This is a genomic window from Candidatus Thermokryptus mobilis, from assembly GCF_900070205.1.
In the GTDB taxonomy this organism is placed as follows: Bacteria; Bacteroidota; Ignavibacteria; order Kryptoniales; family Kryptoniaceae; genus Kryptonium; species Kryptonium mobile.
The window spans coordinates 120708-145756 of record NZ_FAOO01000004.1 but is presented as its reverse complement, the minus strand read 5'-3'; the positions used below and the strand labels follow the sequence as shown (position 1 = coordinate 145756).

Annotated in this window: 33 protein-coding genes; 9 read left to right on the top strand and 24 right to left on the bottom strand. The window is 38.9% G+C overall.

Features of this window, described 5'->3' with window-relative positions:
• Positions 1–13: 13 nt before the first annotated feature.
• From FKZ43_RS03900 to FKZ43_RS03885, 4 genes are all read right to left on the bottom strand, one after another.
• A complete protein-coding gene (locus FKZ43_RS03900) occupies positions 14–3262 on the bottom strand; it encodes a S41 family peptidase (RefSeq protein WP_140944571.1) in 3249 nt (1082 codons plus the stop codon).
• Positions 3263–3380: 118 nt separating this feature from the next.
• Entirely contained in the window at positions 3381–4802 is a 1422-nt protein-coding gene (locus FKZ43_RS03895; RefSeq protein WP_140944570.1) for an SGNH/GDSL hydrolase family protein, read from the bottom strand.
• A gap of 26 nt (positions 4803–4828) precedes the next feature.
• Positions 4829–6037 (bottom strand): OmpP1/FadL family transporter, encoded by a 1209-nt coding sequence (locus FKZ43_RS03890; protein ID WP_140944569.1) that lies wholly within the window; start codon positions 6035–6037, stop codon positions 4829–4831.
• 18 nt (positions 6038–6055) lie between these two features.
• Positions 6056–6565: an acyl-CoA carboxylase biotin carboxyl carrier protein subunit gene (locus FKZ43_RS03885; protein ID WP_140944568.1), complete on the bottom strand. Its 510-nt coding sequence runs from the start codon at positions 6563–6565 to the stop codon at positions 6056–6058.
• A gap of 142 nt (positions 6566–6707) precedes the next feature.
• Between FKZ43_RS03885 and FKZ43_RS03880 the strand changes: the two genes are divergently transcribed.
• From FKZ43_RS03880 to FKZ43_RS03840, 9 genes are all read left to right on the top strand, one after another.
• Positions 6708–7100 (top strand): hypothetical protein, encoded by a 393-nt coding sequence (locus FKZ43_RS03880; protein ID WP_140944567.1) that lies wholly within the window; start codon positions 6708–6710, stop codon positions 7098–7100.
• Between the two features lie 93 nt (positions 7101–7193).
• Positions 7194–7781, top strand: a complete 588-nt coding sequence (locus tag FKZ43_RS03875) for a Maf family protein (protein WP_140944566.1) — start codon at positions 7194–7196, stop codon at positions 7779–7781.
• Positions 7774–8727 carry a lysylphosphatidylglycerol synthase transmembrane domain-containing protein gene (locus FKZ43_RS03870; RefSeq protein ID WP_140944565.1) on the top strand — a complete coding sequence of 318 codons (954 nt, stop codon included), beginning with the start codon at positions 7774–7776 and terminating at the stop codon, positions 8725–8727. The genes FKZ43_RS03875 and FKZ43_RS03870 overlap by 8 nt, the downstream gene beginning before the upstream one ends.
• Positions 8711–9529, top strand: coding sequence for a purine-nucleoside phosphorylase (locus tag FKZ43_RS03865; protein WP_140944564.1), 819 nt, complete (start codon positions 8711–8713; stop codon positions 9527–9529). Before FKZ43_RS03870 ends, FKZ43_RS03865 begins: the two co-directional genes overlap by 17 nt.
• Before the next feature lies 1 nt (position 9530).
• Positions 9531–11228 carry an alpha/beta hydrolase gene (locus tag FKZ43_RS03860; protein WP_140944563.1) on the top strand — a complete coding sequence of 566 codons (1698 nt, stop codon included), beginning with the start codon at positions 9531–9533 and terminating at the stop codon, positions 11226–11228.
• Positions 11225–13519 carry a glycoside hydrolase family 15 protein gene (locus FKZ43_RS03855; protein ID WP_140944562.1) on the top strand — a complete coding sequence of 765 codons (2295 nt, stop codon included), beginning with the start codon at positions 11225–11227 and terminating at the stop codon, positions 13517–13519. The genes FKZ43_RS03860 and FKZ43_RS03855 overlap by 4 nt, the downstream gene beginning before the upstream one ends.
• A gap of 9 nt (positions 13520–13528) precedes the next feature.
• Positions 13529–14215 (top strand): Crp/Fnr family transcriptional regulator, encoded by a 687-nt coding sequence (locus FKZ43_RS03850; RefSeq protein WP_140944561.1) that lies wholly within the window; start codon positions 13529–13531, stop codon positions 14213–14215.
• A 15-nt stretch (positions 14216–14230) separates the two neighbouring features.
• Positions 14231–15226, top strand: coding sequence for a YncE family protein (locus FKZ43_RS03845; RefSeq protein ID WP_140944615.1), 996 nt, complete (start codon positions 14231–14233; stop codon positions 15224–15226).
• A gap of 121 nt (positions 15227–15347) precedes the next feature.
• Positions 15348–15782: a hypothetical protein gene (locus tag FKZ43_RS03840; protein ID WP_140944560.1), complete on the top strand. Its 435-nt coding sequence runs from the start codon at positions 15348–15350 to the stop codon at positions 15780–15782.
• Here FKZ43_RS03840 and FKZ43_RS03835 read toward each other — a convergent pair whose 3' ends face one another.
• From FKZ43_RS03835 to FKZ43_RS03740, 20 genes are all read right to left on the bottom strand, one after another.
• The gene (locus FKZ43_RS03835) at positions 15783–16046 is read right to left on the bottom strand and encodes a YkoF family thiamine/hydroxymethylpyrimidine-binding protein (RefSeq protein WP_140944559.1); all 264 of its coding nucleotides are present in this window, start codon (positions 16044–16046) and stop codon (positions 15783–15785) included.
• 3 nt (positions 16047–16049) lie between these two features.
• Positions 16050–16241 carry a hypothetical protein gene (locus FKZ43_RS03830; protein WP_235894677.1) on the bottom strand — a complete coding sequence of 64 codons (192 nt, stop codon included), beginning with the start codon at positions 16239–16241 and terminating at the stop codon, positions 16050–16052.
• Positions 16228–16467, bottom strand: coding sequence for a DUF1858 domain-containing protein (locus tag FKZ43_RS03825; protein WP_140944558.1), 240 nt, complete (start codon positions 16465–16467; stop codon positions 16228–16230). The genes FKZ43_RS03830 and FKZ43_RS03825 overlap by 14 nt, the downstream gene beginning before the upstream one ends.
• The gene (locus FKZ43_RS03820; protein ID WP_140944557.1) at positions 16436–16876 is read right to left on the bottom strand and encodes a rhodanese-like domain-containing protein; all 441 of its coding nucleotides are present in this window, start codon (positions 16874–16876) and stop codon (positions 16436–16438) included. Before FKZ43_RS03820 ends, FKZ43_RS03825 begins: the two co-directional genes overlap by 32 nt.
• Positions 16873–17439: a class I SAM-dependent methyltransferase gene (locus tag FKZ43_RS03815; RefSeq protein ID WP_140944556.1), complete on the bottom strand. Its 567-nt coding sequence runs from the start codon at positions 17437–17439 to the stop codon at positions 16873–16875. Before FKZ43_RS03815 ends, FKZ43_RS03820 begins: the two co-directional genes overlap by 4 nt.
• A gap of 3 nt (positions 17440–17442) precedes the next feature.
• Positions 17443–18009 (bottom strand): Tll0287-like domain-containing protein, encoded by a 567-nt coding sequence (locus tag FKZ43_RS03810; RefSeq protein WP_181180243.1) that lies wholly within the window; start codon positions 18007–18009, stop codon positions 17443–17445.
• Positions 18002–18448 (bottom strand): OsmC family protein, encoded by a 447-nt coding sequence (locus tag FKZ43_RS03805; protein ID WP_140944554.1) that lies wholly within the window; start codon positions 18446–18448, stop codon positions 18002–18004. Before FKZ43_RS03805 ends, FKZ43_RS03810 begins: the two co-directional genes overlap by 8 nt.
• Before the next feature lie 18 nt (positions 18449–18466).
• Positions 18467–18631 (bottom strand): YtxH domain-containing protein, encoded by a 165-nt coding sequence (locus tag FKZ43_RS03800; RefSeq protein WP_140944553.1) that lies wholly within the window; start codon positions 18629–18631, stop codon positions 18467–18469.
• Positions 18632–18643: 12 nt separating this feature from the next.
• Positions 18644–18850 carry a hypothetical protein gene (locus FKZ43_RS03795; RefSeq protein ID WP_140944552.1) on the bottom strand — a complete coding sequence of 69 codons (207 nt, stop codon included), beginning with the start codon at positions 18848–18850 and terminating at the stop codon, positions 18644–18646.
• Positions 18840–19457, bottom strand: coding sequence for a TlpA disulfide reductase family protein (locus FKZ43_RS03790; protein ID WP_140944551.1), 618 nt, complete (start codon positions 19455–19457; stop codon positions 18840–18842). The genes FKZ43_RS03795 and FKZ43_RS03790 overlap by 11 nt, the downstream gene beginning before the upstream one ends.
• On the bottom strand, positions 19450–19833 hold the full coding sequence (locus tag FKZ43_RS03785) for a DUF302 domain-containing protein (protein WP_140944550.1): 384 nt from the start codon (positions 19831–19833) through the stop codon (positions 19450–19452). Before FKZ43_RS03785 ends, FKZ43_RS03790 begins: the two co-directional genes overlap by 8 nt.
• The gene (locus FKZ43_RS03780; RefSeq protein WP_140944549.1) at positions 19830–20222 is read right to left on the bottom strand and encodes a thioredoxin family protein; all 393 of its coding nucleotides are present in this window, start codon (positions 20220–20222) and stop codon (positions 19830–19832) included. The genes FKZ43_RS03785 and FKZ43_RS03780 overlap by 4 nt, the downstream gene beginning before the upstream one ends.
• A 72-nt stretch (positions 20223–20294) precedes the next feature.
• Entirely contained in the window at positions 20295–20501 is a 207-nt protein-coding gene (locus FKZ43_RS03775) for a YgaP family membrane protein (protein WP_140944548.1), read from the bottom strand.
• Positions 20502–20524: 23 nt separating this feature from the next.
• Positions 20525–20773: a hypothetical protein gene (locus FKZ43_RS03770; protein ID WP_140944547.1), complete on the bottom strand. Its 249-nt coding sequence runs from the start codon at positions 20771–20773 to the stop codon at positions 20525–20527.
• A gap of 127 nt (positions 20774–20900) precedes the next feature.
• Positions 20901–22103 carry an NAD(P)/FAD-dependent oxidoreductase gene (locus FKZ43_RS03765; protein WP_140944546.1) on the bottom strand — a complete coding sequence of 401 codons (1203 nt, stop codon included), beginning with the start codon at positions 22101–22103 and terminating at the stop codon, positions 20901–20903.
• 57 nt (positions 22104–22160) lie between these two features.
• The gene (locus tag FKZ43_RS03760; protein WP_140944545.1) at positions 22161–22436 is read right to left on the bottom strand and encodes a co-chaperone GroES; all 276 of its coding nucleotides are present in this window, start codon (positions 22434–22436) and stop codon (positions 22161–22163) included.
• A 24-nt stretch (positions 22437–22460) separates the two neighbouring features.
• Positions 22461–22709 (bottom strand): glutaredoxin family protein, encoded by a 249-nt coding sequence (locus FKZ43_RS03755; protein WP_140944544.1) that lies wholly within the window; start codon positions 22707–22709, stop codon positions 22461–22463.
• A 3-nt stretch (positions 22710–22712) separates the two neighbouring features.
• On the bottom strand, positions 22713–24071 hold the full coding sequence (locus FKZ43_RS03750) for a CoA-disulfide reductase (RefSeq protein WP_140944543.1): 1359 nt from the start codon (positions 24069–24071) through the stop codon (positions 22713–22715).
• A gap of 9 nt (positions 24072–24080) precedes the next feature.
• Positions 24081–24755 (bottom strand): protein disulfide oxidoreductase, encoded by a 675-nt coding sequence (pdo, locus tag FKZ43_RS03745; RefSeq protein WP_140944542.1) that lies wholly within the window; start codon positions 24753–24755, stop codon positions 24081–24083.
• Positions 24745–25011 carry an ArsR/SmtB family transcription factor gene (locus tag FKZ43_RS03740; protein ID WP_140944541.1) on the bottom strand — a complete coding sequence of 89 codons (267 nt, stop codon included), beginning with the start codon at positions 25009–25011 and terminating at the stop codon, positions 24745–24747. The genes pdo and FKZ43_RS03740 overlap by 11 nt, the downstream gene beginning before the upstream one ends.
• Between the last annotated feature and the right edge of the window lie 38 nt (positions 25012–25049).

Genomic DNA, 25049 nt, shown 5'->3' with positions numbered 1-25049 from the left:
CGCCCCTTCAACATTACTTCTTCGGATAAGGTGGCACAGGTGGAAGCTTCTTCTCCTTCATCTTCAACTCCTCAAGTATCAATTCAATCGCCTTGTTAAGCTGTTCATCAATACCGGCATATTCCTTTGCCGGGTCATTGTCAACATAAACATCCGGCTCAACCCCGTAACCTTCAATTATCCATCCCTCCCCCTCAGCGCCATAGACTGCAAACTCAGGCTTATTCAAATATCCACCATCAACAAGGGGCAATGTCCCCCTGATGCCTATCACACCTCCCCAAGTTCTCTTACCAACAAGCTTTCCAAGCCCATACTTCTTGAACCTATACGGGAATATATCACCATCCGAAGCGGAAAATTCATCAATTATACAAATCTTCGGACCATAATGCATATCCCTCGGGTTTGGAGTCGGTATCGTATATCTTGAAATGCTTACCATAGCAATCTCCCTGCGTAAACGCTCAATTATCATCGGTGAGACATTCCCGCCACCATTGCCTCTAACATCAATGATCAGTGCCTTCTTGTTAAGTTGAGGATAAAAATGCTTAACGAACTCGTTTAACCCCATAACTCCCATATCAGGGATATGAATATATCCAACCTTCCCATCCGTTGCTTTATTAACTTTCTCTATATTGCTTTGAACCCAATTGTAATAGTAAAGCCGTGTCTCATCACCTATCGGAACAACTGTAACCTCCCAGCTTCCTTCCTCCTTTGGCTGAGAATTAACACGAAGCTTCACCTGCTTCCCAACCGTATTTACAAGCGACTCGTAGATATTTTTCATCTCCTTAACCGACTTACCATTTACAGCGAGTATGTAATAACCTTCTTTCACATTAACTCCGGGTTCTGTCAAAGGTGACCTTAGATTTTTATCCCAATTTTGACCCTTCAAAATTTTCTTTATCCTGTAATAACCCGATGACTTGTCCCTTTCAAGGTCAGCGCCAAGCAAACCGACCCGCGTCTTATCTATTTTCGGGAGGTCGCCCCCGCCAACATAAGTGTGACCAGCGTTTAACTCTCCGATCATCTCACCAATTATATAAGTCAAATCCGCACGATGATTGACATAAGGTAACAAAACCTCATACTTCTTTTTGACTGCCTCCCAATCAACACCATGGAGGTTCGGATCATAGAAAAATTCACGCATCTGTCTCCAACATTCATCAAAAATTTGTTTCCACTCCGCCCGCCTGTCAAGATTAACTTCAAGTCCAGAAAGGTCAAGCTGGTCTTTCAACTCAAGCTTCGCCTTCGGCAAATCAACAATTGCGTATGCCTTTTCCCTGACAACAAGCATCTTCTTCCCATCAAACGAAATAACAAAATTATCAAATTGACCAATCTCCGTCTCCTTTTTCTCCTTCAAATCATACATAAAAAGCGTCGGTTTATTATCCTTCAACCCTCTCCTTATGTAGTAAACTTTGTCCTGAACATAACCAAGACGCGTATAATTTGATGGTGTTATCGGCAAACCAACTATTCTTTCTTTTATCCCATCAAGGTCAATCACTACACTGACAGGACCTTTCTTTGCTTCTTCTTTTTGCTGTTCCTGTTTCCCTTCGCTTACTTTAACTTCATCGCTTGTTGGCTTAAACGGCGACTCAACGCTCTTTGAAAGCAAAACAAGATAAACCCTTGCCATATCTTGATAAACATGATTGAACTCGGTTCTGCCGTAAATCGGATTAAAATCCCTATCCGAGACAAAAATTAAATACTTCCCGTCAGAGCTGAAAATCGGACTGTAAGATGCATACCATCCATCCGTGACTTCATATGATTCATCTTTTTCAAGTGAATAAAGGTAAATTTTTGAAAGTCCTTCCTCTTCCGGCTTAACATAAGCAATCCATTTCCCGTCAGGTGACCACGCATATTGTCTTATCTCCCAAACTTTTGACTGCGCGACATCCTTTATTTTTTTGGTTTGAATATCAACATAGCGTAATCTCAATTTTCTATCCGACCACATTATTTTCTTCCCGTCTGGTGACCAAACAGGTTGATATTTATAAGTATCTTCCCCAGATGTTATTTGAATTGGCTTCCCACTGCCATCCTGAGGGATGATGTAAATTTCATCTTCCCCAGTCGCATCTGAAATATAAGCGATATATCTACCATCTGGAGACCAAACCGCATCACGCTCGTGAACCCCAGATGTCGCAGTCAAATTTCTCGTCTGTCCCTCTTTAGCTGGAACTGTAAAGATATCACCACGAGCAACAAACAAAGCCCTTTTTCCATCAGGTGAAATATCATAATCGGTTATAAAATCGCTAACCTTTATTATTCCACCACGACCATTCAACATGTCATCTGCAATTATGATTGGAACTTTCTCAACCTTTTCCGTCTTAAGATCAAACTTGTAAATATACCCGGCATATTCAAAGACGATCGCATTTTTCCCAATTGACGGAAACTTAATGTCATAGTCCTTGAAATTCGTCAGCTTCCTCGTCTGTTTCGTTTTCAAGTCATAGACATAAAGATTCATTCTTTTATTCTCATCCCTGTCCGAGATGAAATAAATTTTATCGCCATACCACATCGGAATAATATCTGATGCGGGGTTATTTGTTATATTTTCCGTCTTTTTCGTCTCAAAGTCATAAATCCAAATATCATCAGCCATCCCACCTCTGTATCTTTTCCAAGTTCTAAACTCGCGAAAGACCCTGTTGTAAGCAAGCTTCTTTCCATCTGGTGAGAAAGAGCAGAAACCACCTCTCGGCAATGGTAACTCCTCTGGGATATCTCCATCAAGTGAAACTTTATATAATTTCCCCTGAAAAGCATTCCAACTTTTCATCCTTGAGCGGAAAATGACATACTTACCATCTGGAGTCCAACCCATCACGATGTTATTTGGACCCATCCTATCTGAAACATCATCGCGCTCAAGCGTTGCGGTGTAGGTCAATCTGCGAGGAACACCACCTTCAGATGGCATCACATAAACTTCCGTATTTCCATCATATTGAGCTGTAAAAGCGATATATTTACCATCAGGAGAAAAACGAGCAAACATTTCATAACCCTTATGACTTGTCAACTTCCGAGCAATCCCACCATTTGCAGAAACAATGTAAAGATCGCCCGCATAAGTGAAAACAATCTGTGAATCATAAATCGCAGGAAATCTGAAAAGACGAGCTTCATCTTGAGCAAAAATTAAAGAGGTGAATACGATAATGGAAATAATCAAGGTGGGTAAATATCTGCGCATAGTTTAACCTAATTTTGTTTTTTGTTTTTCATCTAAAATGACGATAACGAAAGTAGAGTTGTTCCCTTTAAAATAAAAAGGGGCGACTAAATGTCGCCCCTCTAATCCTAAAGAAAAATCATCTACCAACCATCAAATCAACCACCCTTTTAAGCGCCTCAGCTGGAACTTTTGGAATTTGATATTTCCCTTGAGCAACTGCGGTTGTTGGCAACTGAATCCCAGGCAAAGACATAACATCAACATAAGGTATATTTGTGCCAAACTTTGTATTTATCGCCTTTATAAATTCATTCGCAACTATACCGTGTCCCCGTGATGAAGGATGAACCCCATCCAAACTGAAAAGCCCACCAGTTATATAATCGGTCGTAAATTTAAACCCAGCGATTTCAAGCCCATGCTCTTTGACATCTTTTAACTTTGAATAAATATCAACCCTGACAACTCTACCCGCACGGGTCGGGTTTGTTACGACAGTATCAATTATCAAATTAAACTTTTGAATCGCAGCTCTTGCAATTGCAACTTCACTTGCGTCAAGAACATATTCATCAGGAAGTGGTTTCCCAGCATTGGGCAATTGATTAAATGGTGGAACATTCGGCAATCCGTAACCAGTTGCTATCAATGAGCTCGCTGTAAGCAAAACAAGGTCACCTGGACCAAGTTGCGCTGGCTGTCCTCCCTTTATTCCAATGAGCGGAATTGGTCTGCCCTGTTGATCAAGAACTGGACTGCCAGTTGTAGGATCAACAATAAACCAAGGTATTGTCGTAAAGAAAGGTATCACAGTGACATCGGGGATATTGGCAACAGCTACTTTAACAGTAGTGTTAATCTTAAGGAGTGAATCAATAGCCTGTCGGAAAAGAAGTTGAAAGATGACATCCGGCGTAGGTAATTTTCCAGTTGGATCAGTTCCTCTTGTTCCACCACTTGCAGCATAACCTAAGACATCATTGTTTCCCATCCAAAAGATGACAAAAGTCGGATTTAATGCCTTCGCCTGATGAAACATCGTCGGACCAAACGCTTTGCTTCTTAAAACAATCTGGAAAAATGGATTCTGACGGGCAGATGATTTCGCTGCAAAATCGGTCGTGTCAAAAACATCATATAATATCGCGCCAGGAACGGCAAGATTGTTAAATGGTGCAGGATGAGTTAAGTTTTTCGGAGCACCCGTCACCGTTTGCTGTTGAAGTGTAAGTGGTGAAAGCGACCTCAAATATAACCTCGTCCCTATTCCTGGTTCGCTTATCAATGGTTGAACGAAATTTACATTCCCACCAATTGAATTGATCTGCTGAACTATCAAATTTGCATATGAATACTGTTGAGCACCTTCAAACAATGCACCATCCTGAAAACCAGCTGTCAACGAATTCCCAATCGCAACGACCCTTGAAAAATCAACTTTCCCAAGCGATGGCGGATTCCCAACCTCCGAAAATTCTTCACACGCATAAAAAACAAAAGCAAGTAGAAAAACAAAAAGAACTGGTAAAAAATTGAGAATTTGAATTTTCTTCCTCATGGCACAAAACCCGGTTTAGTTTTGAATTAAAAAAGTTTATACGAGATGTTTATCCCAAAGAGGTGAGCACTTGCATTGTAAACACCATCAAATCCGACAACGGTGCCGATAACCTCCCTCTGTTTAAATCTAACAAACATATAAGCAAGATCAATTGTTAAGTTGCCCATCGTATATCCAGCCCCAACTGTAAACTCCCATCGGTCGGAATCCGGGAGCGATGGCTCAACATATTTGTCATCAATTGGATTTTGATCATAAGCGATACCACCTCTTAACGCAAAGTTTCCAAAACGATACTCAAGCCCCGCCTTGTAAATTGATACATCGCGATAATATCTCTCAAGTGTCTGGTCCCTTTGAGCTGCCGTCTCATTTTCAAAATCAATTTCAACCACATCATAAGATGACCACCTTGTAAATTGATAGCCAAATTCAACCGTTAAATCCTCCCCTGAAAATCCAACGCCAGCCATGATTATATCTGGCATTTTAACGCTTGTCTTTATATTCCCGCCCGGAAGCAATGGGTCAAGAACAGCTGGCTTTTTAAACTCAGCCGTCCCTGAATAATTAACTTTAACTTGGGAACGATACGAAAAACCAAGTGATACGAGGCCAAACTTTAACAAAGCGCCAACATTATAACCAACGCCAGATCCACTCCCTTCTAACTTAACATCCACCTCGGGATTAAAACTTGTGATTTTTCTTGTCAAAGTAACAGTTGAATAAACATAATCAAACCCAAAACCGAGAGAAAGCTCATCTGCAAAGGTGTAAGCAATGGTTGGATTGATGTAAAATGTTTTAAGGTCTGATTGAACCGTTATCGCACGCCCGACCCAGTCCTCGGGCCATTTTGAACCAAGCCCATAGGGGTTAAAAACACCGATTCCGAAGGCAAGCCCACTTTCCATAGTGTGTGTTAAATAAAGATTACTCGGATAAAAAACCTGCTTAACCATCTTGTGTTCCTGTGTCGTGTTAAGTTGATAAGGACCGCGAAATCTGGCTGAAGGGAAGATAAGCGTTGTCCCAAGCGAGAGATTCGTTCCTTTCAAATAAGCTAAACCAGCTGGATTGTAAAAGATACTTATTGGAGCATATGATGTGACAAATGCCCCAGCCATACCAGTGGCTCTTGCGCCGTGTTCATTGATTTGAAAGCCACTGGAAAATAACGAAGTCGTTGAAACTAAAAATAAAACTGCAAGGGTTAAAATAAAGCGCATATTTCCTCCACTTTTTGTTTAGTTTGAAGAAATTTTCAACAGTTCTGCTCCCTTTTCAACCGCATCACCCTCATTGACAAGTATTGCTTCAATCGTCCCTTCAACATCGCTCCTGATCTCGTTTTCCATCTTCATGGCTTCAAGAATTAAGAGCTTGTCCCCAATTTTAATTTTCATCCCGGGCTTGACAAGAATCTTGGTTATAAGCCCAGGCATAGGTGATTTTAAGATTTTCTCACTTTTCTCTTTATCAAGGTAGGTGCTTCGGTAGGAATCTATTAACTCCTGAAATTTGTTCAAGACCCTACACTCATAATCGGAAATTGAATCAACCAAATTGATCGTTTCCCCATTAAAACTAAAACTGAAATTAAATACTTTGCCATCTATTGAAAGGGTTATCTCATTTTTTGAGAGGTTTAAAATTTCAACCTTAAACTTTTCCCCCCCTATTTCCGCCTCAAACTTCCCGTGTTCCTTTTTCTGTAAATCAACATCAAAACTTAAATCGTTAACAATTACCTTCATTCGTCTCTCAACCTGTATTTTACGATTTAAATATAACTCAAAAAAATCACTATGTCAAGTGTGCTCTGCGCCACTTCCCAAATTCTTGACTTTTACCTAAAATTGTATTAACTTTGAACTGAAAATAAAAAGGTTAAACACGATGAAGAAAGCACTTTTTTTAATTCTCGCACTTACCTTCGCTATTTCAATAGCTGGAACTGTAGTTGAATATTTCACAGCACAAAGCCAAAATGATAATGTCATAATTCGTTGGAAAACATCCGATGAGACAGGGGTTCAAAAATTCGTCCTTGAAAGAGGCGTAAATCAATCAAGTGAATTCGCAAAACTTGCTGAAATTTCACCAAAGGGTAGCAACTCAATCTACGAATATATTGACGCATCCGCCTTTAAACAGACAGATAACATCTACTTTTACCGACTCCAAGTCGTAACGAACAACGGTTCTTTTTATGTCGGTCCGATAACGGTGCTTCACAAGGTCTCAAGCGTCAAAAGGACCTGGGGAAGCATCAAGGCGATGTTCAGATAATTTTCCCCCGATTCTTTTGAATTTAAAATTTTCATTTCTTAATTTAATCCCGACCTCGTGTCGGGATTTTTTGTTAATAAACGAATTTGAAAAATGCTTAAAATAAATAAACCGATAGTTCTTGCATCCGCTTCACCAAGAAGACAAGTGCTTTTAAAACAGATCGGGCTCAAATTCACAGTTCACCCAAGCGGTATTGACGAGGACTCAATTCAATCAATTTCTCCCGCAGACCATGTCCTAAACCTTTCAAAGAAAAAAGCAACGGAGGTCGCAAAAAAATACGATGACGCAATTATAATATCAGCTGACACGATAGTTGTCCTTGAAGGCGAAATAATAAATAAACCGAAAGACCCAAACGAAGCAAAACAAATGTTAAGAAAACTTTCAGGAAAAACACATCAGGTATATACTGGCTTCACAATACTTGACACCAAAACTGGAAGATTTATCTCCGATTTTGAAGTCACGGATGTCAAGTTTAGAGAATTAAGCGATGAGGAGATAGATGAATATGTTGCAACTGGCTCACCGCTTGACAAAGCTGGGGCATATGGCATTCAAGATGATTACGGTGCTGTCTTCGTTGAGAAAATAAACGGGTGCTTCTACAATGTCGTGGGTTTCCCACTGACGAAGTTTTACCTTAGAATGAAAGAATTTCTCTCCGATGATTGAAAACCTCCACAAAAAAATACTTGCATCAATCTTCGTCGGCATACTGATACTTGCCATCTTATCTTTCTATGCCAATGTCGCTGAATTAATCAACGCAATTAAAAGCTTCAATTGGCTCCTCATCGCTCCAATTTTATTGCTTTCAATTCTGAATTATTTAATCCGCTTTGCTAGATGGGAATTTTATCTGAAGAAACTCGGAATAAAAATTTCAACCTTCAAAAGTTTAATTGTCTTCATAAGCGGTTTAACTATGTCCGTTACCCCGGGAAAAATTGGGGAAGCGTTAAAATCATACTTGTTGAAGTTGACGGATAATGTTCAAATATCACGCTCTGCCCCGATCGTAATAGCTGAAAGATTAACTGACTTTTTAGCGCTTCTTCTACTTGCGCTCTTTGGCGCTTTTTACTTCAACTACGGCAAGGGGGTAATCGCCGGTGTCGGAATTACACTAATCGCCGGGACACTCGCTGTAAGTAAGAGGGAATTTTTCAACTTTATTTTGAATTGGACAAAAAAACTAACCAGTGACAATCTCTCCCAAAAAATTAACACAGCTTACGACAGCATAGCTGAACTTCTAAAAATTAAAACTTTGATCCCAACCGTTCTTATTTCAACACTGTCATGGTTTTCTGAGTGTGTCGGATTTTACCTAACGGTAAAGGCATATCTTGGCGCTTTTTCGCTAAATCTTGCCACATTCATTTATTCGTTTTCAACAATCGCTGGCGCTGTATCAATGCTCCCTGGTGGTCTTGGACTTACGGAGGGTAGCATGACGGGATTACTCATCATAAATAAAGTTCAAAAAGAAACAGCCGTAGCCATAACCATCATAATAAGATTTGCGACGCTTTGGTTCGCCGTTGGTCTTGGGTTAATAGCGCTCTACATCTTTCAAAAAAGATTTGAAAAGTTTAAAAATGAAAGCAAAAGTTGAAGAAAGCATTTCCTACATAAGGAATCTGATCGGCGATTTTAATCCGGAAATAGCGATAATCCTTGGTTCAGGGCTTGGTGAACTTGCGGAAGAATTTAAAAATAAGACAAAAATCAAAACCGAAAAAATCCCAAACTACCCCCAACCAACTGTTGAAGGTCATGCTGGAAATCTCGTCTTCGGGGAATTGAACGATGTTCGTGTTTTGGGGTTTCAAGGGAGGATTCACTTTTACGAGTCCGGTGAGATAGAAAATGTAATCTACCCTGTGCTCGTCGCAAATGAACTTGGCGTGAAAATTCTAATTGTGACAAACGCAGCCGGCGGATTGAACAAGAACTTTAAACCCGGCGACCTTATGGTCATAGCTGATCACATAAACTTTATGTTCCTAAATCCACTCCTAATCTTTCCACAAAATTTAAAAAGGATGAATCACCCGGCATACGACGATAGATTGAAAAAAATCGCAATTGAAACTGGGATTGAACTTGGGATATCAATTCGCGAGGGGATTTACTGCGGAGTCAGAGGTCCAAATTATGAAACACCAGCCGAAGTTGAAATGTTAAGAAAAATCGGTTGCGACGCTGTTGGCATGTCAACCGTCCCCGAAGTCATAACCGCAAATTTCCTTGGGATGAGAGTCCTTGGAATATCCTGCATCACAAACTATGCAGCTGGCATAAGCAAAAACAAACTCTCTCACGAGGAAGTCACAGCTGTAGCAAGCAAGGTCAAAAACGAATTCTCGCTTTTAATCAAAGAAGTAATCAAAAAAATAAAACAAATCGGCATTTGAGATGAAAATTTATGCGGTGTTGCTCTTTGCAGTTTTACTTGTTGGTTGTAGCACTTATCAAAACCAAAAATTAAACGGCTTGGAAAAATCGGAAACAATTGACCTTTCTGGGAAATGGTTATTTAGAATAGGTGATGATGAAAAATACAGCGAGTTCAAACTTGACGAATTCGGCTGGGTTGAAATCAAAGTCCCATCTCAATGGGAGAAACAAGGTTATAACTTTGATGGCATCGCTTGGTATAGAAAACACATCCAAATCCCCGGGTATTTCAAAACGAAAAAAATTTACCTCTACCTTGGGAAAATAGACGATAACGACAGGGTCTATTTCAATGGGGAACTCATTGGGTTGACAAACGGATGGACACAGGAGAGAATTTATTTTATCCCGAACGACTTGATAAAATATGACTCCGATAATGTGATTGCAGTCAGAGTTGAGGACAAGGGTCTCAGTGGTGGAATCTACGACGGTCCGGTTATGATAATTTCAAGAGATGAACTTTGGAAGTTTAAAAATGAAACGAAAAGATTGGCTTCCGAGAAAGAATTTAACTCCGTATTCCTCACGGTTAAAATAATGGATTCACTTTTGACAACGGGACGCTTGACATCATACCTTGCTTTCCTAAGTCCGAAGTACAGAGAAAATGAAAAGACATACACGCTTTGGAAAAGAGACCTCGGACAGATCAGCGACTTTTTAACACAAAACAGATACTCAATTGACTATGTTGATTTCAAGGTTTATCACTCGCCTGAAAATGACAGTGTTCTTGTAGCTGATTATGTTCGTTTGATAAAAGATGCTACCGGAAACTTAAAATTCAGCGATGAACAAATAAAGTATTTCAAATATGAAAATGGTTCGCTCCTTGAAATTGGAAATAGAAGTAGATTTTTCAGGGCGAAATTTTATTCCGATTGGTTAAAGGAAGAAAGAACATTTTTCGTCTATCTGCCCCCAAGCTATGACATTGACATCAGCAAAAGATACCCGACACTTTATCTCCTCCATGGCTATGGCGGAAGTGATGAGTCCTGGAAATACGACAATATAAACACAGTCGTTGATAGCTTGATAAAAATTGGGAAAATCGTTGAGATGATCATAATAATGCCTGACGGTGACACTTCATTCTATGCAAACACATACGACAGGAAAAAAATGTATGAACAATACATCACAGATGATTTGATAAATTATGTTGATGCAACATTTAGGACAATTCCGCATCGTGAGACACGCGGGATAGATGGTGTGTCAATGGGCGGATTCGGTGCAATGTCACTTGGCTTCAAATACTTTGATAAATTCATCAGCATAGGAAGCATGATGGGCGCACTGGAAGTTCCCTTTGAAAGAGTCAAAGAAAGAAAAGATATCCACGGCGGTGACTCGCTTTACTGGAAATCAATACAACCGACAACGATAGCACAGGGATTAGCGAAAGAACATTTTGACAGCTTGAACATATTTTTCTATGTTGGAGATAAAGATTGGCTTAAGGATGCAAACATAAAAATGCACGAGATACTAAAAAGCAAAGGAATTCCACACACTTTTAAAATTTATCCTGGGGAACATAATCGCGACTTTTGGTTCTCGCACTTTGCGGAAAACCTTGTGTTTCACTCAAATTCATTCTACAAGAGCAAATATGTCAGAATAAAAGAAAAACTGAAAACACAATGAGAAAACTTTTTCTGTTGCTTTTTCTGGCATTTACAACTTCGTTCACTCAGAACTTAAAACTACAGATAAACCTTGCTGGTGAATGGCTCTTTAAAACTGGGGACGACTTGAAATGGGCATCTCCAGAGATTGACGATTCAAAATGGACGAAGTTAAAAGTTCCAGCAACTTTTGAAAGCCAGGGATTTGAAAATTATGATGGCTTTGTTTGGTATAGATTACATTTTGATGTCCCTTCTAACTTAATGACACAAGAGTTAATACTCCTGCTTGGCAAAATAGACGATGCAGATGAAACATATTTAAATGGTGTTAAAATTGGTGAGACGGGTAAATTCCCACCCGAGAGAAAAACCGAATGGACAACTTTAAGAGCATATGAAATTCCGAAGGGCTTGCTAAAAACAAAAAATAATGTCCTCGCGGTTAGAGTCTGCGATTTTGGATTTGACGGTGGGATTCACAAAGGACCAATTGGAATAATTTTGAAGAAAGATTTTAAACTCGTCATGAAGGAAAACATCAAACCACATCGCTCAATAAACTCGCTCGTCTCAAGCAATGGCTTTGGTGCTATAATTTACAGTGCTGAAAAACATCAACTCGTTGCATTTTACGAGCACATCTACAAAATAACATCTGATAAAAAAACAACGCAGAATTTAATTTACGATGCAAACTTCATAGTTGAACTTAACGGTCAAAAATATGATTTGTCCGAAATTCCTGAAGATGAAATCGGCTACATAAACGGAACGGGGATAATTTCAGCAAGTTATAAAAAACTCGGCGTTCAAGTTTTCTACTTTATGACATATCAAGCTAACGCCCCTGTCATGGTTGCAATTTGTAGGGTGAATAAAAAATACAAACAAAGCAAAATCTATTTCAGAGCCAATACACTCTACGGACCGATTTCATCGGAAGACCAGATAAGCAATGTCATTGACTTTCAACAGATGAAACTCAAAAGAGCCATACGGACGAAATCCGTCAAGAGAAGCGATGGAAGCGGTGGGGAGATTGAAAAGCGCGTATTTATTTCCACACCAATTGATGGGCAAAATGAGGAATTCCGCAAGTTGATGGAAAACGAGAACATTTTAAACGATGAGATAAAATTTTGGGAGAAATTTAAACGAGAGCATCCCTTTAAATTAACGAAGAAAGAAAAAGAACTTTTCAATCAATCAATCGCGATTTTGAAAATGGCTCAATGCCGTGAGATTGGAAACCCATATGGTCAAATTCTTGCTTCACTTCCCCCCGGTGAGTGGACTTATACTTGGGTAAGAGATGGATTTTATGCAATTAATGCATTAATTGAACTTGGTTATTTTAATGAAGCTAAATCAGCACTTGAATTCATGCTCAAGGCAAAAACGGGCTTTTATAAAAAGTTTATACATAAAGATGGCAAAGATTATGGCGTTAAAAGAGATTACAAGATAACTGTTTGCAAATACTACGGCGATGGGGTTGAAGAATCAGACCATAACGAAGATGGACCAAACATTGAACTTGATGGATTTGGACTCTTCCTTCAAGCTTTCGCAAATTATGTTGAGAAATCAGGAGATGTTGACTTTGCAGTAACCTACTGGGATACATTGACGACGAAAATCGCAGATGTAATCATAGCTTCAAGAGATGAACTCGGTGTGATAAGAGCTGAATCGGGACCTTGGGAAAGACATCTACCCGGGAAACATTATGCATACACGACGATAGCTGGAATAAAGGGCTTAAAATCCATTGCAAAACTTGCTGGGATTTTGAAGGACAAAACCGCAGAAAAGTTCTATAACTCTTTTGCCGATTCAATGCTCTCCGCATTCTTGAAACACTTCGTTGATGAAAACTATGTCATAAAAGGAACGCTTGAAGCAAGATCAGAAACCGACCACGAATACTTTGACGCAAGCGTTGTGGAAGCTATAAACTTCGGGATCATCCCGCCAAACGATAAAATTGCTATAAATACAATTGAAGCGATAAAGAAAAATTTGAAAATAAAAAATCGTTTCGGTTTCTTCAGAGTTAACAACGGCGATTGGTACGATAGACAGGAGTGGGTGTTCATTGATCTAAGGGTTACGGTCGCGATGAACAAAGTTGGACTTAAAAAAGAAGCACAGAAAATTTTGAAATGGATAACCGAACAATCAAATTTGAACTTCAATTTAATAGCCGAACTTTATGATGAATTAAATTCCGATTATCAAGGGCAATATCCGATGGTTGGTTTCGGCGCAGGGGCGTATATCCTTGCTCTTATTGAAATAAAGTAGAAACTTAAAATGCAACCAGACCAAGATACTATAAGACAAATACCTCTTTTCTCGGAATTAACAACAGAAGAGCTCCGCAAATTCGTCCAAATATCGCAATTGAAAAGATTTTCAAAAAAGGAGACGATTTTTTTAGAAGGTGCCCCATACCTTGGATTTTATATCATATTGAAAGGTGCGGTGAGAATTTTTAAACTTACCCCAGATGGTAGAGATATAACTTTGCAAATCGTTGAACCGTTTAACCTCGTAGCTGAAATTCCCTTGTTTGATGGAAAAACATACGATTCAAATTGTGAAGCCATTGAGGAGACATTACTTCTCTTCATACCTAAGGAAAAATTTTTAAACCTTTTTATCAAAAATCCCAAAATCTCTCTTAAAATTCTTCAGGGTTTCGCAAAAAGATTGAAACAATTGACACAACAGATTGAAACCTTGACATCAAAAGATGTCCCACAGCGACTCGCAACATACCTTGTAGATGAATACGCAAAGCAATGCCAAGACAAAAATAAAGACGAAATAATTTTAAATATCTCAAGAACGACCCTTGCCTCTTACCTTGGGACTGTGATTGAAACATTGTCAAGGGCTTTAAGAAAGCTCCAAGACGATGGTCTGATTGAAGTAAAGGGAAGGAAGATAAAAATTTTAAATTTGGAAAAGTTAAAAAAACTTGCACAACAAAAATAAAAATCATGTAAAGCCATGACCATAATTTTAATGTTAATCTTTACCACATCTATTTTTGCTCAAAATCTGATCGTTCTGAACAAGTCAGAAAATAACGCAATGATTTTTGATCTTCGCTCTGATAAACTCCTTGCAAAGATTCCAACTGGTGAAGCCCCCCACGAGGTTGCCATCTCACCCGATAAAAAATTTGCCATTATAACAAACTATGGAACACGGGAAAACCCCGGAAACACACTTACATTAATTAACCTTGAGAGATTAACAGTTGAAAAAACGATAAACCTTGAAAACTACCGCAGACCGCATGGCGTCGCTTGGATTGACAACGATAAAGTAATCATAACAGCTGAAGCGAACAAATCAATAGTCATCGTTGATGTAAAAACCGGCGAGACCCTAAAATCAATTCAAACCGAACAAGATATCTCGCATATGCTTGTGCTTTCAAAAGATGTGAAAAAATGTTTCGTTGCGAACATCGCATCCGGGAGCGTAAGTGTAATTGACTTAAAAGATTCAAAACTTTTAACAAACATACCCACTGGAAAGGGGAGCGAAGGGATTGACATAACACCAGATGGCAATGAAATTTGGGTCACGAACAGGGCTGAGGACAGTGTTGCTGTCGTTGATGCAAAAAATTTTAAAGTTAAAAAGAAAATAAAAGTTGATGGCTTCCCAATCAGGGTTAAAATTTCAAGCGATGGAAAATTTGCCGTTGTATCCTGTGCAAGGGCTGGGGAAATCGCAATCATTGACGCAAAAAGTAAAACTCTCATAAAACGGATTAAAACTGCAGAAAAGTCCGATATTGAAACTTCCGGGCGGTTGTTCGGCTCAACATTCGGTGATAGCCCAGTGCCAATTGGAATCGCATTCGCCGATAAAAATCTGGTTTATGTAGCTAACTCAAACGCCGATATAATAAGTATAATTGACATTGAAAACGGGAAAATTATAAAAACCATAAAAACCGGAAAGGAACCCGACGGAATAGCTATATGGTAGGTTTAATTTGCTTTTGATCGGTAAAAAGCTTAGTTTGGAGTAGCGTTTATCACCCCATTTTTATATATCCACTGGGGGATTAACGCAAATTATACGTAAAACTAATTTTTGGAGATTTATCATGCGTAAGCTTTCCATAGCGGTTCTAACGATTTTTTTCTTACTCCCCGTTTTCTCAAATGCCCAACCTCAAAGGGATGGTAAATGGTGGAAGAAACTTGACCAGAATGCGAAGATTTACTTTGTTGCAGGGTTTTGGAATGGTGTGACCTGGGGAGATGATGTCCTTGCAGATGCTTTATCAAATCTTGAAAAGAACAATGTTATAAATGGAGACATTGCAAACGCAGTTATGAAAAAGTGGACTTCATACACAAACATCGGCTCAACGACAGTTGGTGATATCGTTGGCAGAATTGACAATTTATACTCCGACATTCAAAATGAAACGATAAACATTAGCGATGCAATGACGCTTGTCGTTTTAAATATCCAAGGGCTGTCAATGTCCGACCAGATTATGCAACAGCTCCTTCAATCATTCAGGGAGAAGTAATCATCTTATATCAAAGCGCAGGGGCATCGGGCATGCATTTGAAAAGGTCGCAACAAGCACAACCTCGCCAAATTCCGTTGCTTTTTTGTATGCCTCGCTTAGAGCCTCAAAAACTTTCTCTTCTTCCCCATATACAAGTGTGCTCATTGAACCAACTTGCGTTTCAAGACCATGCCTTTTAAAAATTTCAATCACAGTATTAATTGGTTCTACTATGTCCATCTGTCTTAAAGGATACAAACTTATTTGAAGTGCAACAGCCATCCACTATTCCTTTTTCTTTTCATCAGTAAAAAATGCCCAATAAAATCCAAGTCCCAACAACAAACCATAAAAAGTTGAGGTATACGGATTATTCGTGATAGGACATGTCCCGTATTTACACCCGATAAAAAGATAATAAAAGTAACCAGCCAAAGCTCCAACAACGAGAAAAATTAACATTTTAAATCTTTTCACTTGACTCTTCCCCTTTTTCTTTCAATCCAAGAACCTCATTTAATTCGTCAATGATCTCTTCCATCTCGTCCTCTTTGCCCTTTTCCTTTATCGCTTGCTCAAGCGTCCCCCATATCGGCTCGCCACAAACAATACATTTAATCCCCTTTTTCATAAGAAAACCAACTGATTCAGGAAATTCAGTCACAAGGTCCTCAATTGTTATATCTTTTGTGATCTTTTTCATCCTCACCCTCCATTATTGTTTTGCTCCATTCAATAAATCCACCTTTGAGGTTATAAACATTTTTAAATCCATATCTAACAAGAATTTCACTCGCCCTTCTGCTTCTATTCCCACTCCTACAATAAACTATAATCTCATATTTTTTATATTTTCTCAACTCTCCAATCATCTTCTCAATCTCCTGAACAGGGATATTTATCGCCCCTTCTATATGTCCCTGTGAAAATTCTTCCTGCGTCCTCACATCAAGTATCAACACATCCCTCTTCATTTCAATTTTCCTCTTTGCCTCAATTGGACTTATATCTACAAAGGATGCACTTGAACTATCAGGTGACAATGCACTGCATCCAACCAAATAAAAAAGAAGCAAATAAAATAAAGTATAAAACCCCAAACGCTTTTTCATCTTTTGGTGCAAATAACTTTATAATGTGACTGGTTCAATTCCCCAAATTCAATAACTTTAAATCCAAATCCCTCTAACTTATCTAAAATTTCATCCATCCCTATCCTCTCCTCATATGGCGGACCCGATTCCTCATATTGCTTTTTCCACTCAAGAATAACCACCCTGCCATCATCTTTCGTTATTCTTTTGATCTCATTAAAAAATTTTTCAAGATCTTCGTTTTCGTGCGTTACGAAGGCAATAAAAGTAAAATCGCTAATACCCTCATCAAGTGGAAAATCATAATCGCTTCTTGCAAGAAGCGGTATCACATTTGAAGGTAATCCATTTTCCTTCAACTTGTCAAGCATCTCCTCCTGAATATCAATAGCGTAAATTTTCCCTTTTTCCCCAACAATTCTTGAAGCCGGGATCGTGAAATAACCGCTTCCGCAACCAAGGTCAACCATCGTCATACCTTCTGAAAGACCGCACGATTTCAAAACTTCCTCCGGTGGAAGAATTTTCATCCTCTCCTCGCTGTGAAGTCGGTGAGCGTTTTCATGATGAAACTTGTGCATGGTTTAGTCACTTAATTTGATTTTAACGCTCACAGCACCTCTAAAATCACCCGCCTTATATCCAACAGCTTTATCTTCAGGATATTTCTCCTTCAAAAAATCCTTTATGCTCTTATTCAAAAACTCGTCAGTCCCGTGACAATTTAAACACATCGGCTGAACGATAAGCGGTTTAAAATATCGCAAATATCTTCCATCTTTCTCATTGACTACTTCATAATATTCCTGAGGTAAATCTCCCGTTTTGTTAAGTTCATCAAGCTTTCTTAAGATGACAAGTTCATAATCATCCGGCTTATCAAGCTTGTTTCTATATTTTTCGCTCACCCTTCGGACATAAATCCCATATTTGCTCTGGTGCGCCTTGATTATATCTTGCGCAAGGTTTGAGCATGCAGAAATAGCGTTAAGATAACCGCCTTTACCAAGTTCTTTAAACAATGTCGCTTTCACCGAATCAACAACATTATCAGAAACTTTCCTTGCAAGGTCAATCGCCTTCTGCACTTTTTGATCCCCTTGACTCTGTAAAAGAAAAATGAATAAGATTGCGACTATGCCCTTATTCATTTTTAACCACCTCATTTTCTGGTTGAATTATTTTATAACTATAGGTAACCTCAGCGCCCGACTTTCTCAAAATAGCAGAAACAGAACAATATTTAGCCTGCGATAACTCTATTGCCTGTTCAACATCCTTTTCCCTTACATCTTTACCGTAAATCAGATATTCAACATTGACTTTCGTATATACTCTCGGATGTTCTTCAGCTCTTTCGCCGGTGATTCTCATCTCAAACTTGTCAAACTTAACCCTTTTCTTTCTCAATATGCTCACCACATCCATACCTGTGCAACCGCCAAGAGCCACCAAGACAAGTTCCATTGGTCTTGTCCCTGCATTATTTCCACCAACGCTTTCAGCTCCATCCATCACAACCCAATGATTTGACTCACCCCTTCCAATGAAGGTCATACCATCAACGAATTTAACTTCAACCTTTGCCATTTTGACTCCGGTTTTGTTTTAAAATTTTCCATAAGATAAAAGAAATCCAACCAAAGCAAAATAAATCGTGCTTATCTTCGGGTTACAAAGAAGAGGGCACATTCCCCCTATTTTTGAGAAATATCTACCGATGAAGAAACCAAAAACACCACCAACAACTGCACCAATTACACCTGCAAACATATCTCAACTTTTTTATTTTGCCCAAATGTAATAATACCAAATTTTTTCATCAACTTCCCTTTCAACATAATTGCAACTCTCACATCTCCATACCTCATTATCTCCACAGCATCTCCTTAGGTGAAGCATTTCCTCCCCACAAACAGGACATTTCTTGACTTCAAACTTCACTTCGTTAAAATTTAAAACGACTGATTTTTTTACCACTTCATTTTTCATTCAAAAGCATAATTATATCTCTTTCAAAAACCTCTTTCGGACGATAGCCAACATATTTTGCTCTGATATTCCCTTTTCTATCAATTACAAATGTCGTTGGTATCCCTCTTATCCCGCCGTAATCTTGCGTGACTTTATAATTCCCTATCAAGATATGATAATTTATCCCGAACTCCTTCATAAAGGGCACAACATCCCTAACCCCACCCTCATCAAGCGATATGCCAATTATTTCAACGCCTTTGTCTTTATATTTTTTGTAAAGTTCAATAAAACCGGGTATCTCAGCTCTACAAGGCGGACACCAAGTCGCCCAAAAATCAAGAATTATAATTTTCCCCTTAAAATCAGAAAGTTTGACCTTCTTTCCATTGACATCTGGAAGTTCAAAATCAGGTGCGGGTCTTATATCTGATGGAACACCCGCAAATGCTTTTGAAATAGCCGTATAACTTTCATCACCACTTGAATTTTCAGCTTTTTTTGTCATATACCCGAAATAACCAACGGCAAGTATTAAAAGCAAAAAACCAATGATCGGCAGATAATTTGCTCTCTTTTTTTGTTCCTTCTTCACCATAACCTTTAAAGTTTTGTTTTCAAACATTTTGAATTACCTTTTCAAGCTTCTTACGAACCTCTTGAGCGATCTCTTTCAATGCGGGATTATCTATTATTTGCGTCATCGTCATCGGATCAAAAGCTGAAACAAAGACTTTCCCATCTCTCTCATAAACCACCACATTACAAGGGAGCAACAAACCAAGGTCATACTCTGCCTGTAGCGCTTTATAAGCGAACGGAGGATTACAAGCGCCCAGAATTATATATTTGTCAAAATCAACGCCAAGCTTTTTCTTTAATGTTTCCTTGACATCAATCGTAGTCAAAACGCCAAAACCTTCCTTTCTCAATTCCTCTGTCACCTTGTCTATAGCTTCCTCATAGGATAAATTGACGACTTTTGAAATCCCGTAGTTCATATATACCTCCTTAATATATTTTCCGACTTAACACCGACAAAAAACTCCTTTATTTTACCGTTCTCAACTATGACAATTGAGGGTGTCCCCATAACACCGAACTTAAGCGCCGTATTCGGATCACTACTAACATCAACTTTAAATATCCTTGTCCTCCCATTGGACAGATTGATCAAGCTATCAATTATCGGTGTTTGAACCCTGCAGGCAGAACAAGTTGGGCTATAAAAGTAAAGCATAACCTTTTCACCTCTTTTTATCGCCTCACCAATTTCCCCACCTATATCTCTTACAGATTTACCCTTTTTGAACCTAGCTCTTAACACAACACTAAAATTCATCACAAGGACAAAAACTATAAGAGCGAGTATAAAATAAAGAAGCAACATAAAAAATTTTAACGCGATTTATTTTAATTAAAAACGCCACCCCGGAATTTTAAAGGTGGCGTCTATGAAAAATTAACTCCCCGAGCTTGTCTCCTTACGGGTAGAAAACTTAAAAAGTGAATATGCAGGACAATATCCAACAAGTCCAGTTATAAGTGGTATTAGACCGAGCAACCCCCAATACTTCCCGTTTCCTTCAACCCAAAAAAGAAGCGAGAGAAGAAACAAACCAACGATTACCCTCAAGACCCTATCCCAGGTTGCCTCGTTTACCTTCATTGTTACTTCCTCCTTAATAGTTTTTAGTTCGCTAAAAGATCAATATCTTCAGTGCTTTTTCTTCTACGCCTGCGACGTGCAGGTCTTTCAGGGACAACCGCCCAAACACGAACATCAATGTTTTCAAGGTCAATGTGTACCTCAGCCTCACAATACGGGCAAAGTTTAACACTTTGCTTCTCAAGAAAAATTTGATTCTTACAATTCGGACAGTCTGTTATGACCATCCCGATTACCTTCGCCTTTTGCTTGTTGACAGGTGTCGTAACCAATTTTACCTCCGCCTTTAAGTTTTACAAAAAACCGTTCAATTTCATATAACAATCAAACCAATTCAAATGTTTCAGAAATGGGATTAAAACTTTCTAACCGACTCAATTATTGATTTTCAATAACTTTTTATGGCAATTGCGTATATCCATTCCTCATCTTCCAAAGGTAATACTTCTCAAACCAAACTTTAACCCAATGTGACCAGGGACCAGGGAAGAGTATATGGTACTTTCTCGGTTTAAACACTCTACTTGCAACCAATAAAACACCCATATTGCCAGCGTCCATTACACAAAGGGGTGCTATATCTTCAAAGGACAATTTTGACTCGTGATTTTTACCGAGAACTTTTGAAGCGATATTTTCAGCAGCAACCCTCGCCATCACCTCGGACATATAACCTGTCTTTGGAACACCAATCGGGATCGGCGTTGGCTCTGGATATTTAACCGCAACAGCTACACCAGCAGCATAGATGTTATCGTAATTTAAATGCCGATAGGTGCTATCAACGGGTATAAAACCTGCTTCATTACCAAGCCCAGAATCACGAATTGCCTTAACGCCGAGAAACGGCGGGATTATCATCGCATATTTGAATGGCAAAACTTGACCATTTGAAAGAAAAAGCTTATCCTCGGTTATCTTCTCAATAGCTACATTTGTAATCCCACGAATTCCAAGCTTTTTAAAGAAATACTCGGTCATCTTCTGAGAGCTTCCAACCCCACCTATACCGAAGTTTCCAAGAAATGGCTCTGATGTGATGAAAGTGATCTCAACTTTATCTCTTATACCCGCTTTTCTTGCTGCATACTCAATGTTAAAAACATATTCATAGGCTGCACCAAAACAACTTGCCTTTTGTGTCGCACCTATAACAATTGGTCCAGGGCTCTTAACGAATTCCTCCCACCTCTCCCCAGCGTGAAGAGCATGCTCAACATTACAAATTGAGGTCGTGTATCCATCTTGTGGTCCAAGCCCTTCAACTTCTGAAAAGTTCAAATCAGGTCCAGTAGCTATCAAAAGAAAATCATAATCATAAACGCCTGATGTCGTCTCAACCCTGTTTGATTCAGGTAAAATCCTTGTTGCTTCGGCGTGAACAAATTTTATCCCTTTTTTCTCGAGAACCGGCCTAAGCTCAAAAGATATATCCTCCGGTTTGCGCCACTTAAACGGGACCCAAATAAGTGATGGAATGAAAACAAAGTTTTTGGTCTTTGATATAACTATAACTTCGGCTTTATCTTTAAGCTTTCTCTTAAGGTCAAAAGCCGCTGTCAAACCAGCAAAAGAACCACCAAGGATGACTATTTTTGCCATATTAAATCCTCCTTTATTTGCCAAAGAATATCACCCATCGCCCATCACTTTGCTTAACTAATCCTCAATTACGGCAAGTATATCACTCCTTGAAATTATCCTATACTCTTTCCCATCAATTTCAACCTCTTCGCCACCGTATTTTGCAAATAAAATTTTATCACCCTCTTTAACCTTCTCGCGTAAGTCCTCATCTGTTCCAACCGCTATAACGACACCGATTCTTGGTTTCTCCTTTGCGGTATCAGGAATTATAATCCCTGAACTTGTTTTTGATTCAATTTCTTCAAGTGGTTGAACAAGAACTCTGTCATCAAGAGGTCTGATCTTCATATCTACTTTCTCCGATTTTTGTTTTTATTTCAAACCAAGTAGTTTATCAATCTTTGCCTTATCAAACCCAACAACGGGTCTATTATCAATTAAAATAACTGGCACCCCAGTTTGACCTGTTAATCTAATCAAATCTTTAACAGCACTTTGATTTTTTGTGACATCAACCTCCGTAAACTTCACTTTTTTTTGCATAAAGTATTGTTTGGCTGCTCTACACCAAGGACATGTTGGCGTTGTAAAAATTATAACTTTATGCTGTTTTTGATTCATCGTTTAACTTTTCAATTTCTTTTCAATATCATTTGCAGCGATCAAAATTGGATCCCACACCGGGGCAAACGGTGGGGCATAGCTTAGATCAAGTTGCGTAAGTTCATCAATGCTCATCCTTGCATGCAATGCGGTAGCAAACACATCAATTCTTTTTGCAACACCATCCCTTCCAACCATTTCAGCTCCGAGCAAACGTCCTGTTTTTCTTTCGGCTATCAACTTAACCCTTATTTTACTCCCACCGGGATAATAATGTGCCCTTGAGCCATGTTCAATCACGGTTGAGACATAATCAATCCCTTCTTCTCTCGCTTGTTTTTCAGAAATACCTGTGCGGGCAACTTCAAGATCAAAAACTTTAAAAACAGCTGTCCCAACTATACCTTTGAAAACTGCATTTCCACCAACAGCATTTTCTCCAGCGACTTTTCCCTGTTTATTTGCAGTCGTCCCAAGAGGAACATAAACCGGACGACCAAGCACCAAATGAAACGCCTCAGCGCAATCACCAGCAGCGAAAATTCCCAGTATATTCGTCTCCATTCTTTGATTCACCGCTATCGCTCCTGTACGACCCATCTCAATTCCAGCATCTCTTGCAATTTCTGAGTTTGGCTTTATACCTGCTCCAACTATAACAAGATCAACATCAAGAGAAACACCGTTATTTAAAATCGCTCCCTTAACAAAACCATCACCAACAAATTCAACGACTGAAGTTGATTTCAACAATTTAACACCATTTCTTTGAAGCTCACCCTCAACAATCTCATTTATCTCATCATCCATTGAACCAAGTATATTTGGCATCATCTCAACGACTGTCACATCAATCCCAAGAGAAACAAGCGCTTCAGCCATTTCCATACCTATATATCCAGCACCAACTATTAAAGCCCTCTTTGGTGAATTCTCCTTTATAAAATTTTTTATCGCTATACCATCCTCAAGAAACCTTATCGTAAAGATCCCTTTTAAATCAACCCCTTTTATATTCGGTTTAACAGCCCGAGCTCCAGTAGCTATCACGAGCTTGTCATATCCAATCTCAAACTCTTTATCCCTTTCAAGGTCCTTAACCAAGACGCTTCTCTTGGCGGGGAAGATTTTTAAAACTTCGTGATGAAGATAAACATCAATGTTCCTTTTCTCTTTAAAAAATTTAGCATCGTAAACGACAAGATTTTCAGGTGCTTTGATCACATCAGAGACAAAATATGGCAAGCCACAAGACCCATATGAAACAAAACCGCTTTTCTCAAAAACCATAATTTCAATTTTCGGGTTTAATCTTCTTGCCCTACTTGCGGCACTCATTCCAGCAGCAACTCCACCAATAACAACAAGTCGCTCCGCCATTTTAAAAAATTAATTTTGTTGTTCTTTGATCTCTTTTGTCTTCCTTGCTGCTTCAACAACTTTGTCAATGTAATATCTCTCCGGCAAAGCTCCCTCAAAATAGTAAATATCATTCATAACAACTTTAGGAACTCCCATAACCATATATTTTTCTGCAAGTTCAGGAAATTCAATCGCTTCAATCATATCAGCGGTTATCAAATCGTTCTCCATCGCAATTTGATGTGCCAAATGAACAGCGCTTGGACAATATGGACAAGTCGGCGTTACAAAAACTTGTATATGTATCGGAACATCAATCGCCTTTATTTTCTCCATGCTTCGTTGACTCAATCCAGAAGTTCCCCTTGAAACCATCTCTATATCCGAAAGTAATGACGCAAATTCATAGCCAGATGGAATACCGAAATATCTTATTCCGTAATCTTTGTTCTCGCTAGCTATCACCGTTGCGGGAACTTTATCTATTTTAAACTCCGCAACTTTATCCGTATCAGTGTAAAAATTATATACCTCAAGCTGTATTTTATCCGAAAGCTCAGCAAGCTCTGTTAAAAGTTGTTTCGTCTCCCTACAATATTGGCAATCAAGCTCGCGCGTGAAATGTATAAGGCGAACCTTATTCACAAGGTTTTCTTCAAATCTCTTTCTCAATTCTTCCTTATCATCAGCATCAAGAAACATACTTTTTCCCTCCTTTTAATTTTTTTTGAATTAGTTTGAAAATTTCAACCACAATTGGGTTTAGGATGGAATAATAAACCGTGTTCCCACGGCGAAAACTCTTTATTATCCCACTATGTCTCAAAACCGCAAGATGCTGCGATACAAGCGTCTGAGATACACCTAAAAGGTGCCATAACTCAGAGACACTCCTTTCGGATTCCATAAGCTCAAAAATTATGCGTAACCTTATGGGATGTCCAAGTGCCTTAAACATATCAACGAAATTATTTAGATCAATTGTTTTTCCCACTT

Excerpts from the sequence above, each read along its gene's own strand:
- FKZ43_RS03900 (WP_140944571.1), bottom strand. The coding sequence starts at position 3,262 with ATGCGCAGATATTTACCCACCTTGATTATTTCCATTATCGTATTCACC.
- FKZ43_RS03895 (WP_140944570.1), bottom strand. The coding sequence starts at position 4,802 with ATGAGGAAGAAAATTCAAATTCTCAATTTTTTACCAGTTCTTTTTGTT.
- FKZ43_RS03890 (WP_140944569.1), bottom strand. The coding sequence starts at position 6,037 with ATGCGCTTTATTTTAACCCTTGCAGTTTTATTTTTAGTTTCAACGACT.
- FKZ43_RS03885 (WP_140944568.1), bottom strand. The coding sequence starts at position 6,565 with ATGAAGGTAATTGTTAACGATTTAAGTTTTGATGTTGATTTACAGAAA.
- FKZ43_RS03880 (WP_140944567.1), top strand. The coding sequence starts at position 6,708 with ATGAAGAAAGCACTTTTTTTAATTCTCGCACTTACCTTCGCTATTTCA.
- FKZ43_RS03875 (WP_140944566.1), top strand. The coding sequence starts at position 7,194 with ATGCTTAAAATAAATAAACCGATAGTTCTTGCATCCGCTTCACCAAGA.
- FKZ43_RS03870 (WP_140944565.1), top strand. The coding sequence starts at position 7,774 with ATGATTGAAAACCTCCACAAAAAAATACTTGCATCAATCTTCGTCGGC.
- FKZ43_RS03865 (WP_140944564.1), top strand. The coding sequence starts at position 8,711 with ATGAAAGCAAAAGTTGAAGAAAGCATTTCCTACATAAGGAATCTGATC.
- FKZ43_RS03860 (WP_140944563.1), top strand. The coding sequence starts at position 9,531 with ATGAAAATTTATGCGGTGTTGCTCTTTGCAGTTTTACTTGTTGGTTGT.
- FKZ43_RS03855 (WP_140944562.1), top strand. The coding sequence starts at position 11,225 with ATGAGAAAACTTTTTCTGTTGCTTTTTCTGGCATTTACAACTTCGTTC.
- FKZ43_RS03850 (WP_140944561.1), top strand. The coding sequence starts at position 13,529 with ATGCAACCAGACCAAGATACTATAAGACAAATACCTCTTTTCTCGGAA.
- FKZ43_RS03845 (WP_140944615.1), top strand. The coding sequence starts at position 14,231 with ATGACCATAATTTTAATGTTAATCTTTACCACATCTATTTTTGCTCAA.
- FKZ43_RS03840 (WP_140944560.1), top strand. The coding sequence starts at position 15,348 with ATGCGTAAGCTTTCCATAGCGGTTCTAACGATTTTTTTCTTACTCCCC.
- FKZ43_RS03835 (WP_140944559.1), bottom strand. The coding sequence starts at position 16,046 with ATGGCTGTTGCACTTCAAATAAGTTTGTATCCTTTAAGACAGATGGAC.
- FKZ43_RS03825 (WP_140944558.1), bottom strand. The coding sequence starts at position 16,467 with ATGAAAAAGATCACAAAAGATATAACAATTGAGGACCTTGTGACTGAA.
- FKZ43_RS03820 (WP_140944557.1), bottom strand. The coding sequence starts at position 16,876 with ATGAAAAAGCGTTTGGGGTTTTATACTTTATTTTATTTGCTTCTTTTT.
- FKZ43_RS03815 (WP_140944556.1), bottom strand. The coding sequence starts at position 17,439 with ATGCACAAGTTTCATCATGAAAACGCTCACCGACTTCACAGCGAGGAG.
- FKZ43_RS03810 (WP_181180243.1), bottom strand. The coding sequence starts at position 18,009 with ATGAATAAGGGCATAGTCGCAATCTTATTCATTTTTCTTTTACAGAGT.
- FKZ43_RS03805 (WP_140944554.1), bottom strand. The coding sequence starts at position 18,448 with ATGGCAAAGGTTGAAGTTAAATTCGTTGATGGTATGACCTTCATTGGA.
- FKZ43_RS03800 (WP_140944553.1), bottom strand. The coding sequence starts at position 18,631 with ATGTTTGCAGGTGTAATTGGTGCAGTTGTTGGTGGTGTTTTTGGTTTC.
- FKZ43_RS03795 (WP_140944552.1), bottom strand. The coding sequence starts at position 18,850 with ATGAAAAATGAAGTGGTAAAAAAATCAGTCGTTTTAAATTTTAACGAA.
- FKZ43_RS03790 (WP_140944551.1), bottom strand. The coding sequence starts at position 19,457 with ATGTTTGAAAACAAAACTTTAAAGGTTATGGTGAAGAAGGAACAAAAA.
- FKZ43_RS03785 (WP_140944550.1), bottom strand. The coding sequence starts at position 19,833 with ATGAACTACGGGATTTCAAAAGTCGTCAATTTATCCTATGAGGAAGCT.
- FKZ43_RS03780 (WP_140944549.1), bottom strand. The coding sequence starts at position 20,222 with ATGTTGCTTCTTTATTTTATACTCGCTCTTATAGTTTTTGTCCTTGTG.
- FKZ43_RS03775 (WP_140944548.1), bottom strand. The coding sequence starts at position 20,501 with ATGAAGGTAAACGAGGCAACCTGGGATAGGGTCTTGAGGGTAATCGTT.
- FKZ43_RS03765 (WP_140944546.1), bottom strand. The coding sequence starts at position 22,103 with ATGGCAAAAATAGTCATCCTTGGTGGTTCTTTTGCTGGTTTGACAGCG.
- FKZ43_RS03760 (WP_140944545.1), bottom strand. The coding sequence starts at position 22,436 with ATGAAGATCAGACCTCTTGATGACAGAGTTCTTGTTCAACCACTTGAA.
- FKZ43_RS03755 (WP_140944544.1), bottom strand. The coding sequence starts at position 22,709 with ATGAATCAAAAACAGCATAAAGTTATAATTTTTACAACGCCAACATGT.
- FKZ43_RS03750 (WP_140944543.1), bottom strand. The coding sequence starts at position 24,071 with ATGGCGGAGCGACTTGTTGTTATTGGTGGAGTTGCTGCTGGAATGAGT.
- pdo (WP_140944542.1), bottom strand. The coding sequence starts at position 24,755 with ATGTTTCTTGATGCTGATGATAAGGAAGAATTGAGAAAGAGATTTGAA.
- FKZ43_RS03740 (WP_140944541.1), bottom strand. The coding sequence starts at position 25,011 with ATGTTTAAGGCACTTGGACATCCCATAAGGTTACGCATAATTTTTGAG.